Annotated in this window: 7 protein-coding genes and 1 pseudogene; 3 read left to right on the forward strand and 5 right to left on the reverse strand. The window is 53.1% G+C overall.

Translation table 11 applies throughout. The annotated features are described in order from the left end of the window. Positions 1 to 320: 320 nt before the first annotated feature. On the reverse strand, positions 321 to 1,598 hold the full coding sequence (locus JMI88_RS01030; RefSeq protein WP_201359896.1) for an MFS transporter: 1,278 nt from the start codon (positions 1,596 to 1,598) through the stop codon (positions 321 to 323). 592 nt (positions 1,599 to 2,190) lie between these two features. After that, positions 2,191 to 3,018: an SDR family oxidoreductase gene (locus tag JMI88_RS01035; protein WP_201359897.1), complete on the reverse strand. Its 828-nt coding sequence runs from the start codon at positions 3,016 to 3,018 to the stop codon at positions 2,191 to 2,193. A gap of 244 nt (positions 3,019 to 3,262) precedes the next feature. On the opposite strand from JMI88_RS01035, the gene JMI88_RS01040 reads away from it, so the two are divergent. Next, complete coding sequence (locus JMI88_RS01040; RefSeq protein ID WP_201360142.1) at positions 3,263 to 4,153, forward strand: helix-turn-helix transcriptional regulator; 891 nt, start codon at positions 3,263 to 3,265, stop codon at positions 4,151 to 4,153. Between the two features lie 604 nt (positions 4,154 to 4,757). Continuing rightward, positions 4,758 to 5,585 (forward strand): alpha/beta fold hydrolase, encoded by an 828-nt coding sequence (locus JMI88_RS40350; RefSeq protein ID WP_308438766.1) that lies wholly within the window; start codon positions 4,758 to 4,760, stop codon positions 5,583 to 5,585. Positions 5,586 to 5,697: 112 nt separating this feature from the next. On the opposite strand, the pseudogene JMI88_RS01045 reads toward JMI88_RS40350, so the two are convergent. From JMI88_RS01045 to JMI88_RS01055, 3 genes and pseudogenes are all read right to left on the reverse strand, one after another. Beyond that, a pseudogene (locus tag JMI88_RS01045) lies at positions 5,698 to 8,913 on the reverse strand (type 2 lanthipeptide synthetase LanM family protein); the annotation flags it as partial. Between the two features lie 234 nt (positions 8,914 to 9,147). Beyond that, on the reverse strand, positions 9,148 to 9,468 hold the full coding sequence (locus tag JMI88_RS01050) for a mersacidin/lichenicidin family type 2 lantibiotic (protein ID WP_201359899.1): 321 nt from the start codon (positions 9,466 to 9,468) through the stop codon (positions 9,148 to 9,150). A gap of 298 nt (positions 9,469 to 9,766) precedes the next feature. Continuing rightward, positions 9,767 to 11,023 carry an MFS transporter gene (locus JMI88_RS01055; RefSeq protein ID WP_201359900.1) on the reverse strand — a complete coding sequence of 419 codons (1,257 nt, stop codon included), beginning with the start codon at positions 11,021 to 11,023 and terminating at the stop codon, positions 9,767 to 9,769. Between the two features lie 224 nt (positions 11,024 to 11,247). On the opposite strand from JMI88_RS01055, the gene JMI88_RS01060 reads away from it, so the two are divergent. After that, positions 11,248 to 12,795 carry an AlkA N-terminal domain-containing protein gene (locus tag JMI88_RS01060; protein WP_236022760.1) on the forward strand — a complete coding sequence of 516 codons (1,548 nt, stop codon included), beginning with the start codon at positions 11,248 to 11,250 and terminating at the stop codon, positions 12,793 to 12,795. Positions 12,796 to 12,799: the final 4 nt, after the last annotated feature.

A 12,799-nucleotide genomic window follows, 5' to 3' on the forward strand; every position in this document is an offset into this window, starting at 1 on the left:
AGCTTTAATAACGTCTTTAATCCGGTTTTTTTAGATAAGGAGCACTCATACTTATCCTTTCGCTGGTTGGTTTTTCTTGGAGAGATGGGATAACTGTTTGCCACGTGGAGCTGTATTCTGCGAGGAATGAACTCCTTCTGCAACTCATTGCTAAGAATAATGTAGAACGTGTTCTTCAAATATATCTCATCCTCTCAATAGATAACAAATCGAGTTGGACGAAACACGAGGTACAGAACCTTTCAAAGAACTCTATTAAATTAGATACGCACTGCTAACATATTCGAAAAGCTGACAGCAAAAAAAGATGCACGTATGAATCAAACAAGAGTTGCAGCCTTGCTTGATTCTTCAATTGGTAGTGCGTGAAGAGTACGCACCGGAGAAAACCAAAGCCATGGTTGAGCTAAAAGAAGGCCAATCACGACAACAAACAAGGTTGAGCGTACACCAATACTTTCCCCAAGCCATCCTCCCAAAAGCGCTCCAAGAGGGGTTGTTGCCCAACTCATCACTTGCATCGTTGCGTTGACTCGTCCTTGCAAGTAATTCGGTGTAATTGCCTGACGGAGACTCACTTCATGAATGTGATAGATGATAAGTGGACAAACAGTAAGAAATTGTGCGCTTGCCAGCAGGAAAGCCACTTCAAGAAGCGAACCATGAGCCAGAGGAACCAGGAGTGCGCCAATGATGCTCAACAAAGAAGCTCCGATGAGTGACAATCCCAATCCGCACCGCTGCATCATCCGTTTCGCCAGCAATGTTCCTGCCAAAAATCCTACGTTGCCACACGCATAGATTATCCCAATCCACACGGAATTGATCTTGAGTACACCGGACATATAAACGAGCAAAATGGAGAGTTGTGCGCCCCAAAAGATATTTGCTACTCCATTAGCAGTAGCAAGAGCACGCAAAATTGGGTTCCCTACCACGCTACGCAATCCTACACCAATTTCTACCCAGAGATTTTGACGAGATGGAGGGGAACCTCCTGCCGTTTCTCCTCCACGAATGCGCCAGATAAAGAGGGCAGAGAGAAAAAAGGAGAGGCTATCACCAATCACTGCCACGGGAGCTGTTACCAATTGAATGAGAATACCTGCGAGATTGGGACCGACGATTTGCGCGGCTGATTGACTTACCTGAAGAGCAGTGTTAGCCTCAACCATATGCTCGCGCTCAACAAGCGAAGGAAGCAATGACGTTGAAGCAATGGTAAAGATCACCGTCAGTAATCCCGTGGAAAAGCTCACCAGGTAGAGCACTTCAATTCCCAAAAGATGCAGGAGACTCAACAGAGGGATAAGACCAAGGAGCAGTGCTCGTCCAAGATCAGCAACCAGAAGTAAGGGACGACGACGCAAACGATCAACCCATGCACCAACAACAAAGCCGAAGAGGAGTTGGGGCATTTGGCCCAGTGCGAGGAGCAATCCCATCTGAAAAGCAGTTGCATGCAGCATAGTAATTGCTGTCAGTGGAAGCGCGAGGGTAGTAATCGCAGATCCAAAGAGGGAAATGGTCCGACCTGTCCAGAGTTTGAGAAAATTGCTCTGCAACCAAAGGCTCATCCCTTTTCGCGAAAAACCCATAAATATGCTCATCCTTTGCGTTTGCTTGCGATAGTGGGAACTCTTCTCGAAAATGGCATGCTGCGAATGGATAATACCACGATGAGAATCCTTTCTATCGTTGTACGTATGGTGTTGAGGCATCTCATCAGAGTATATCTCTTCTCCCCCAGCATCACAAGGGGAGATTTCGATTAGAGCACGCCTCACTACACAAATACTCCATGAACGTCTTTGTGGTGTTGCTAAACATTGCTTACTATCTTTTGTGAATAAACAGTTCCTACTGGGCCAGCGTAGCTGTCGCCAAGGGCAAAGTGTATGGATAAAAATGTAAGAACCATCCAAGTCTGGAGAGTTCTTTTTATGAGTAATAAATGTACCAACGTCAGCCTGCGTCGTGAAGCTCTCGTATCCTTTACGCAAGTAGATTTTGCATGAGATTGATAGTAATATGTCAGGCCTCGCATATTCGCGAGACCTGAGCTTTAAGCTGAGTTGATGTAGTTTTTGCGCTGGATGAGTGCCCGCTCCAGCGCTCCACTTGCTTCATGAGCTTAAATCACCCTCCCCACACTTTTGATTGTCATGAGTAGTGACCTTCAACCTCAAATCAGTTGTTGAAGTAGTGCTGTTCGAGGTCTGGGATCAGTGCGGGGTGCACAGGTCGCCATCCCAGGAGTTCCTGGGTCGATGCACTCGACCTCGGAACGTCAAGCGCCGCTACAGTGCCGAGAAGAGAGCCGAAGTGGGCGTCTGCCTCTTCACGGGAAATGCTGACCACCGGCAGGTTCAGGTGGCGACCGATGACGCTGGCGATGTCGCGGAATGGCACACCCTCGTCGCCGACCCCGTTAAGCCGTGACCCCGCCGGGGCGACTTCCAGTGCCAGGCGGTACAGGCGCGCCGCATCGAGGCGATGGACGGCTGGCCAGCGGTTGGACCCGTCGCCGATGTAGGCAGAGACGCCCTTCGCGCGGGCGATGGTGATCAGTCTCGGCACGAAGCCGCCCTTGTCGCCCTCGTCATGCACGGACGGACAGAGAGCGACGACCGATGATCGCACTCCAACTAGTGCGAGCGCCGCGTTCTCCGATGCCTCCCCGTTTATGTGGGCGGTGGTCACGAACGGCTTGCCGGAGTCTTCTAGCGCCGCCCCCATCGTCTCGACGGCGCGCAGATCGGTGGTAAGCGCGGCTGCGAAGTCCGAGAGGTCGTGATTAAACGCCAGGTGAATGACGCCATCCACTGCCGCCGCAGCGGCGCGAAGGCTGTCGAGGTCGTCAAGGGTACCGCGATGCACCTCGGCCCCAGCTTCCTTCAGTACCGCGGCACCATTGTCTGAGCGGGTAAGGCCGACGACCTGATGCCCTACTTCGAGGAGTTCGTGGACAACCGCTGAGCCGATGAATCCTGTCGCGCCGGTAACGAAAACTCTCATGGGAAATTCCTCCATTAAACGTAGCATTAGACTTAGGGTTGGGATGCGCGGTTGTGTGGCCACACCATGCGTGCGCCGGTCCGGAAAGCCTCGGCCAGAGCCGTAGACACTTCTGTGATGGGTCCACTCACCTCATCCGTCACTAGTGTATAATGAGAGACAGGTTTTAACGAGAGAAGCGTTTATCCTAGCACTGGCAGTGCTCGTTTCCGGTCACATCACTGAGGGAGAAGGTCGCGTGCCCATGAATCAATTGGAGTTGGATCGTCATCACGAATTAGCCGCGTTCTTACGGAGCCGCCGCGCTCGCTTATCGCCAGAACAGGTGGGATTACCGAGAGGGCAGCGGCGGCGGACACCGGGCTTACGGAGGGCAGAAGTGGCACTGCTTTCCGGAGTCAGCCCGGAGTGGTATACCCGGCTTGAGCAGGGACGGGATATTCACGTCTCCGTGCACGTGTTGGAAAGTCTGGCGAGAGTCCTGCTGCTGGACGCCAACGAACGCGCCCATTTATTTTTCCTTGCACTCCGACAACCTCCTCCCGTCGAGACGTTTTCGCCAACTCCGATCAGCCCGACCTTCCAACAGTTTCTCACGCAACTTGGGACCATCCCGGCGTGCGTCGTTGATCCTCGTTCGACGGTCGTGGCGTGGAATACCGCCTTTTGCGTCGTTTTTGGCGACTATGCCACGCTATCTGAACGCGAGCGAAACTCGCTCTGGAGAGTATTCACTCTCCCGACGCCGCAAAGAAGCGAAGAGTGGAAAGAACTGACACGAGTGGTTCTGGCGCAATTTCGTGCTGAATATGGTCGTTTCATCGACGATCCCTGGTGGGCCAAACAGATCGCTGAACTCTCCCGGATCAGTCCGGAGTTTCGGGAATTATGGGCCCGTCACGATCTGCGGGGTGTGCCAGAAGGACGGAAATCGATGCATCATCCGCTTGTCGGAGAACTGATCTTTGATTTTCGCTTGCTCCAGACAGCCGATTCGGAGCATTTGCGACTGATGATGTACACGCCGCGTAGCAACTCTGGGACCGCCGAGAAAATCGAGCGGCTTCTGGCCTTTGAGTCTGACATGCCAACGGTTCGTCGATCTCTCGGTGAGGAACGCAATTTACATGTTTAGAAAATAGGAGGCAAGATGGGGAGCGGTTTTTCCAGGAAATCTTGTCTCAGTGCTCATGTTTGAGGGCAATTTCTCACGTTTGAGGGCCAAACCTGCTCACTTGGTAGGACATTTACCAATTCCCATCACCAGGCGTACAAATAGCCGTGTCTCTCACTATTGATCAGCGACCACATGGAAGAGTCAATTCGTAACCCATCATGTGTGTAATTTGACAGTAAAAACATAAAAGATAAAGCAGGAATGTATCACAATAGAAATAAATAACTAGTAGATGGCAATAGAGACGATCTGTCATGTCAAACTCCCAAGTGCCTTTAGAGACTTCTTTCAATGGGTACCCTTCTTTCTACCACATTGAACAAGCATATTGAGCCTGAATAGGGATCTGGTGTATTCATACGCAAGCTCTGCATGCTGCATCACCCTCCAGTTGGGCATCGGTGTTGTACAGTAGAGATGTGATCCAGAAAAAGCCTGGCCAGCGCGGGATCAAAACGTATGTATACACCTGAATGGGAATGCTGCCTCAAATGGTGCAACAGATGACATACTGTTGCCGACATTCGAGATAGCCATGAAACGAATGATGGAGGGAACTCACATGCCTGAAGCGACATTACATGACGGCAGTACCATCGAGATCGAGATCCACGGCGCAGGACCGACCCTGCTGCTGCCAGTCAATCCACAGCCGGTGATTGGGCCGCAGGCCGAGCAAATGCGCAAATATGGCGCTGATCCGGCTCTGGGCCAATCGTTGATCAAAGGACTGAGCGACGCCTTTCGCGTGGTGGCTTTCGACTATGAAGGACAGTGCCTTCGTACGCCGAAACCGGACACGCTGACGCCGGCCAACACCGCGAGCGATCTGCTTGCGGTAGCTGATGCCGCAGGGGCGGATCGGTTCGCCTACTATGGCTACTCCTGGCTGGCAATGATTGGGCTTCAACTCGCCATCCGCACCGACCGCCTCTGGGCACTCATCATGGGGGGCTTTCCGCCACTCAACGGGCCATATGAAGAGATGCTCCGCGTCACGACCGCAACCTACGAGATGGCGAGCGGCGCACGGGCGATGCCGTCAGCGGATGAATCCGAGTGGTCTGGCGTTTCTCTGTCAAGGGATCAGACACGGCAATTTGTCACTCTGTACCAGGCATTGCAGGGGTTCGATGACCGGGCTGCCCAGGCGCGGCTCACCTGTCCTCGCCTCTGCTTTGTTGGTTCGAAGGACAAGATCCAGTACACCAAAAGCTGGGGGAACGTGACTGTGAGTTTAGCGGGTCCAATCGTGCAGGGACAGGCACAGCTCTCTGATCTCGGTTGGGATGTGCAAGTGCTCGATGGGCTTGATCACATCCAGGCCATGCAGGCAAAGCAGGTGGTGCCAATCCTGCGCTCGTGGTTGATGTTCCAGCTTCGGTCATAACCTGTTTTTCCGTGCAAGAATCCTTTCTCCGCTCGGTGAAGCCCAGATTCTTGCACGGTTCCTCGATATCAGGGCAAAGGCGTTTCACCGGAGCCTCCAGAAGCAAAACAGAGGGTACAGTATCGGGGTCCGCAAGTCGCAGCAACTCATAGCCAATACCGGCCAGGCCAGTCATGAGCCCTGGGGTTTCTACCGCTATGGGAACACCTGCCACCCAATCCTGCGTTTTCTGCTCATCCAGCAGGGCGCCAGCAAGACGATAGACTCTTCCATGAAGTTCAGGGACACCGAGTGTTCGCGCTGCTACCAACAACGTTTCGAGGTTGCCCATATCACCATGGCAGAGAGAATGGTTGATGCCAAAACCAGAGCCCGCTGTTGTCTGGCAGGCCGTGATGATCTCCTCGCGGATGATAGCATCATCCAGATATGGCAGGGATGCGAGCCGGGCCAATCCAATACCAGGCGCACCATGACACCATGCGAGCATGAACGTTTGCCGCTCACTATCCGCAGGTTTTTTTTCCTCATCCCCCTCGCGCAGATCAAGCCAGTTTCGGACCTCTGGAACGTAAAGCGTCCGTTCATAGGCCAGAGCATCCAGGGCTATCTGCTTGAAACGCTCAATTCCGGTGAGCGCGAACAGCGCGAGCAGACTATAGGCAATCCCGGCACACCCATGCGAAAAGCCTGCCAGGGGAGTCTCCTGATGTGGGGCTTTCCAACCCCTGCCTACCGTCATTGTGCAGGAGTGTTGACACAAATGTTCCCCACACTGAATAGCGGCAGCCAGAGCAGGCTGAGAAGAGGTGACGCGATGAACAGCCAGCAGAGCCAGAATACATCCAGCCGCACCGCTGATAATGTCAAAGGTGGTGTCTTTTGCAATCAAAGGCGGCAAGAGGGCAATCAGTTCCTCGCACGCATCTAGAAGTGCAGGCTCATCCCAGAGGCTTCCCAGGTGGCAGAAGAGATAGATCAAGGAACTCAACCCCTGAAAAGCTCCAGGGCCCCGATTCTGCTTCGACTCATCCAGCGTCTCTTGCAGGGTTTTCAGCGCGGCTTTGGCGAGCATGGTGCTGTGTTCCTCGCCCGTTACTTTCCCAAGGTAGGCCAGAAAGAGGATGATCCCGCTAGCTCCATCATACAGGTCTGACCCGGCGAGTTGTACACTCCACTCATGTTTATGGATATGCGCCACGGTCAGCCAGCCTGCTCCCATCTCTTTCTCATCCCAAAAAGCCAGTTGACTGAGCCGCCTGCCGATCTGAGAAGCCTGGGCGAGAAGGCAATCCCGTGTGGCAGGGATAAAGGTGGTTGGCAGTTCCTGTGGCTGGCGGCGCGCGCGATGGGCTTCGACGAATAAACTGGTAAGCGACGCTTCGATGAACCAGCACTGCCGCAATAAATCTTCCTCACTCAGTTGTTGGACAAGTGTCTGTACGGAGAGGGCCCCTGACTGTTGAAAGAAATCAGGGAGACGCTCTCCTCGGCAGGTCCAGAGATCGCGAGAGTTCGCACGCGTTGTAAAAAAAGGAATATCTCCTCCCAGCAAGGCCGCCCGTTCCGCCGCGACGATACGAGCGGGATAAGGCCATTTCTGACAGTCAAAAAACAGGCGGTCAAGGTAGCGATCGCGATCAAGCCCATCACGAACGTTGTTGGGATGCAGGCTGCCTCGCAAGAGCAACATATAGAGATAGGTTGGGCGAAGAATCACGCGTGTCTCATCATCCAAAAAACGCGGCAGGTAGTCTGTGATGAAGGTCTCCTTCTGTTTCATCAAAAGGCGATACATGGTGGTAAAGCCGGTCAGCAGAGCCTCTTTATAGTCTAAAAGCGCAATGTCCTGCCCGTTTAGCCGGGGAAGATTCTGATGGGCTTTCAATTCCATCTGCTTCCTGGTCAGATGCATCCTATCAGTTCCGCTCTCTTCCCACACGGAAACGGGGAGAGGAGAGAGCTGTTTGCCCCACCCACCCAGTCCGCTGATGTCGATCCCTTCATCCGTATCGCTGGCATGGATGCGGTAAGGCAACAGGCCAACGCGTAAGACGGAATGGCGAAGCACGCTGGCTGCCGGGTGCTCGGCGTGCTGCGGCACGATGTCATTCGGGTGGAAAAGGGCCTCCAGATCAATCAGGAAAGGATGTTCGCCAGCGGCAATCACATTCTCCGCGTGAAAGTCCAGGGCTTGCAGCGCATAGAGCAGTGCGAGATACGCTCCCTGTCGTTGATAGAACCGCTGCACTTCAGCCTCTGAGGAACAATCATGGGGGGCAGCATATTCAGCCCACCCATAGCTGCCCCTGTCCACTATTTTCATCGTTGCCAATGGCGGAGAGTATCCACAGGCGTTGAGCCAGGTCAGAAGCTCTTGAAAGTGGACATCTGTTGTGAGCGGCTTGGGTTTATAAACAAGCTGAAGCCCATTACGGAATTGCAGCAGCAAAACAGTGCGGCCTTCACGATGAGCATCTCCCGCGCCCACATGTATATTCATCAATGGGCTGGGATCTGTTTCAGGACTAAACCTTGCGCGGAGGTCTGCCCAATCCGCACAGAGATGGTCGAGAAATTCCAATCCATATGTTACCCAGTGTTCGACAGTGGTAACAAGCTGACGAGCAAGAACAGGATATTCTTCGAGAAGAGTGGAGATCTGACCCTGGCAAAGGAGATCCACAAAAGATGCAAAGCGTTGCTCCGGTGTCTCCCCCTGCAGGCGCTGTTGAACGCCGTAAATGTGCATCTCAAGCACCAGGGTTCTGGTGAGGAGATTTCTAAACTGGACTGAGAGAGAGACAAAGAGCGAGGAGAGCACAGCAGGTGTATGGAAAGGGCAGATTGTATACCGGCTTTCCAGGCGCTCAATGCCCGAGTGCAGGCGAGCACGAGCCCGGCGCAAAAGTGGCTCGACAGGCTTGAGAAATGAGGACATTGAGCGCTTTTCCTTGCCTGGTTCAGGCAGCAAGGCTTCATCCTGAGGCGTGAGAGGCGCCGCAAAGGCTTGAAGCAGTTCTGTCGTCCAATCAGCAGAGGTGAGGAGAGGAATGACAACAGATGGTTCCAGGAGTGTGAGTAGGTCTTCCTCTGTTATGCCGTCCAGTTCCAGCCGTTCCAGAAACGCGAGGCCTTCTTTGAAAACAAACTGTTCTTGCCAACGCTGCAAGCGTTTTCTTGCCTGTTCTCCCTGGGGAAAAGGAACTGTGGTTCGCTGTGTCTTCAGAGCTGCCAGGCGCTCAGCCAGAGTAGAGGCGCGATACCAACTGCTCTGTTCCTGAGGAAGCGTGTTCTGCTGAGTTATTCCCACATTAACTTCATCCATGCTTCTGTCTTTTTTTTCTTGTTGTGATCTAATTTTATGAAAAACATGACTGATTGTACTTTGCTTCGTTTTACTCTGAATATTCGCGTTTCTTCACCATTCAAAGGTGTAGAGTATTATGCAAAAAATGATATTATAGCATTTTTTGCATAATACTCTACAAAAAGCGAGCTCCGCAGGCGCGAGCACGAGATGGTGGCAGAAATCAGACCCACTCTCAAAGAGTAAGCGTTGCTAACACCAATTCCCTATCAGATCTTTTGTGCCGCAAACCTCCCATCCCATGCCGGTCTGCGCGCATGAATCCTCATACTGTGGTTGGGGACCATGAGATCGATAAATGCCGCCAGCTATCTTTGCGAGTTCCGCATCGTTCAATTCCTCAGCTCCGGCAGGGCTTTCATGAATGCTGTAACCCTGATCAATGAGACTGGCGCGATACTCCTCGTCTTTCCAGACGCGCACCACATCAATGCCTGCCGTTTCGAGACTGCTGCGATAGGCCTGGTCTTGCCCGGCCCGCACAAGATCAATCTCACGTTTCTGATTCGCCATACATGGGTCCTTTCTTTGCGCTTCGGTCTAGTGACAGAGGCCATACAATGCCGCAATAGTATGAACAGAGAGCTATAGCCCATACCGGCCACCTAGTTCCAGTTCATTGCTGTAGCTATATGTAAAACGATAGTGAACGAGATTTTTGAGCATTGATTTCTCCAGAGAGATTGGAATGCTACTGCGTTGGCAAGGCTTGTTTTTCCTTGAAGCCGCTGTTTATGGGATCAGCATATCAAAACCAAAACGATACATTCAGCATTGGATGTGCTGATCCCGAGAGCGCTCTCGTGAACTGTCAGAGCTTTCCTTCCTTTGCCTTCAACGATGGTCTTGCTGACGAACGAAGTTGCTTGATAGTAGACCCAAACACACCAGGAAGCCCCACCAGGACTGCCGAGAGCCCGATCATTGCTGGTATCCCTAAAACCAGAAGCAGCGCTCCGGCTCCCCCGCTTGCCAGCGGACCGGTGCTTTGCATCAATGTGCGTAAGAGTGCGAAGGCACGTCCGCGTAGCCGCTCAGGAATGATCTGCATACGCAGAGTCTGTGCCCAAATGGTGAGCGGTGCGCTAAAGAGACCAAGCAGTGTCAGCCCGGTCATGGCCCACCAGATGCCTGGTATGAAGAGCAAGAGAACGAGAGACACGCCTGAGAGGACTTGTGCCAGGCAAATCAGCAGGCCCAGAGAGAGAGGAAAAACGAGACTGCCTGCGAGAATGGAACCAATGACCTCACCGCCTGCCAGCGCACCGAGTAACAGGCCGTACAAGTCAGGACCACCTCGGAGCGTCTGAACCGAAAAGAGTGGAAGCCACACCGAGAGAAAGCCTTCTCCGACATTAAACAACATAAACATCAGCGTTGTAGAGAGAAGTACCTGGTTTTGCAGTAGGAGAGAGATCGCGTCACGGAAACGGTAGGGCGTGTCAACCACCTGCGCTCGTGTCTTGTCCTCGACTTGAACACGCACGCTCGCCAAAGCCAGAGCAAAGGCAGCATATGAGAGCGCATCGATGATGATCACTGAGGGCGCACCAAATCTGGCGATCAGCAAACCTGCGACCGGCGGACCAATCACCCCGCTGAACGTGTAGCTCAGCGTTTCCAAGGCGTTTGCGGTCGCTAACTGAGACGGAGGGACGAGACCAGGAATGAGAGAAGGTCCGCCAGCCAATGAGATCATCATGAAACATCCGTATATACCTGCAACCAGGTAGAGATGCCAGAGAGCAAGATGACCGGAAAAGTACAAAACGGGGATTAAGGCAACAACAGTCCCTCGAAACACATTATCGATCAGCATAACCATCCGCCGGTCAAAGCGGTCTAAAAGCGCACCGGCAAAGAATCCACCAACTATCACCGGACCGGTATAACAGAGGAGCAAGATGCCAATTGCCTGAGGGGAGCCAGTCGATTGGTACACAAACCAGATCAGCGCGATCCGAGTCATTGCATCCCCAACCGCCGAGAATGTGAAACCCAACCAGAACCTGCGGAATGATGTGTCTTGGAAAAGAGTGCGATAGTTTTTCGCTTGCCATTGCGACATAGAAGGACCTCCTGAGTGGTGTTATGGGTGATCCTGTGGCCTTGGGCAGACTTCCTTGGAGCACCATTGGCCGATCAGCCTGAGTTTACACGGCGTACCAGAAAATAACTGGCAACTTTCAGCCATGTTCCTGGCTTGTCTGAAAGCGTTTCTCTATTAGATCTCAGGAGTTCTTTACAAGAGACTACTTTTTCTCAATGGATTGAAGGAAACATGTCCGAAACATGCTAGCTTCCTCGCTGTCCCTGATGTACCATACCGGTATGGAAACACAACACATCACCGCTGATTTCGATTTGTGCTATAAAGCTACGCGCAGTCGTGATGCGCGCTTCGATGGGCAGTTTTTCGTAGCAGTGGTCACGACCGGAATCTATTGTCGGCCCATTTGCCCGGCACCGATGCCCTCTGCGCAGCATATCCGCTTCTATTCGTGCGCAGCAGCAGCGGAGGCCGCCGGGTTTCGAGCATGTCGTCGGTGTCATCCTGAAGCCAGCCCAGGCTCTCCAGAGTGGAACATCCGGGCTGACCTTGTTGCGCGGGCGTTACGTCTGATCGCTGATGGAGTGGTGGATGTGGAAGGAGTTTCCGGACTGGCTCAGCGCCTTGTTGTAAGCGAGCGCCATCTCCATCGAGAACTTCTCACAGCAGTCGGTGTTGGTCCACTCGCTTTGGCGCGGACACGCCGTGCTCAGACCGCACGCCTGTTGATCGATCAAACTGATCTGTCGCTGACAACCATCGCCTTTACTGCCGGGTTCTCTAGTATCCGACAATTTAACGAGACCATGCACGCTACGTTTGGATGCGCCCCCTCATCCTTTCGTCGCAACGTTTCTCCTCCTCAGGGAGGCGAAGGAAAGCTGATCTTGCGTTTGTCGTATCGCCCACCTTTTGAGAGCGCGACATTGCTGACTTATCTGGGGCGCAGAGCGTTGCCAGGAGTCGAGGAAGTTACCAACAGATGCTACCGACGAACCATTTCACTTCCACAGTCCAAGGGGATTATTGAATTGGAGCCAAAAGAATCAGCCAATGTGGTATTGCTCCGCCTCCAACTCTCCGATTTGAGCGATCTGAGTCTCCTTGTGCAACGATGTCGGCAGCTCTTTGATTTGGATGCAGACCCCGCGATGATCGCTGAGGTTTTAGGAGCAGATTCCCTCCTGGCCCCGCTAGTCAAAGCTCGCCCCGGATTGCGCATTCCAGGAACAATGGACGGATTTGAACTTGCTGTCCGCGCGATTGCCGATCAGTGGATGTCGGTCGCAGATGCACAAACAGTGCTAGGGCGGCTGGCAAGGGAGCTTGGAGAGGCTCTAGACAAGTCAGTAGGAACGCTTTCTCACTTCTTTCCATCTCCACAGCTGGTGTTAACAGCAAGCTTGCGAGAGATCGGGGTCACAGGAAAGCTGGCGAATGCCCTGCAAACGCTTGCTCGCGTAGTCATTGAGGAGAAGTTGGTCCTGTCCCGAGATGCGGACCGCGAGCAAACTATTGCCCGGCTGCTGCGTCTTCCAGAGATGAGACCCTGGACAGTCTCCTCCATTGCCACACGAGCCCTTGGCGATCCCGATGCGTATCCACTGGGTGATCCTGGTCTCCAGCGTGCATTCGCGCATCACGGGCTAGCTATGGACACACATGCCATCAAGAAACATGCTGAGGCATGGCGTCCATGGCGTGCATATGCACTTCACCACTTGTGGGCAAGCCTTCCACCTTGTCAACCAGACGCGAACGTCACTTACCCTTGCTTCAAGCATTTCTGAAAAG

The sequence above is a fragment of the Dictyobacter formicarum genome (genome assembly GCF_016587435.1).

Coding starts and splice junctions, on each gene's coding strand:
- JMI88_RS01030 (WP_201359896.1), bottom strand. CDS start 1,598: ATGGGTTTTTCGCGAAAAGGGATGAGCCTTTGGTTGCAGAGCAATTTT.
- JMI88_RS01035 (WP_201359897.1), bottom strand. CDS start 3,018: ATGAGAGTTTTCGTTACCGGCGCGACAGGATTCATCGGCTCAGCGGTT.
- JMI88_RS01040 (WP_201360142.1), top strand. CDS start 3,263: ATGAATCAATTGGAGTTGGATCGTCATCACGAATTAGCCGCGTTCTTA.
- JMI88_RS40350 (WP_308438766.1), top strand. CDS start 4,758: ATGCCTGAAGCGACATTACATGACGGCAGTACCATCGAGATCGAGATC.
- JMI88_RS01050 (WP_201359899.1), bottom strand. CDS start 9,468: ATGGCGAATCAGAAACGTGAGATTGATCTTGTGCGGGCCGGGCAAGAC.
- JMI88_RS01055 (WP_201359900.1), bottom strand. CDS start 11,023: ATGTCGCAATGGCAAGCGAAAAACTATCGCACTCTTTTCCAAGACACA.
- JMI88_RS01060 (WP_236022760.1), top strand. CDS start 11,248: ATGCTAGCTTCCTCGCTGTCCCTGATGTACCATACCGGTATGGAAACA.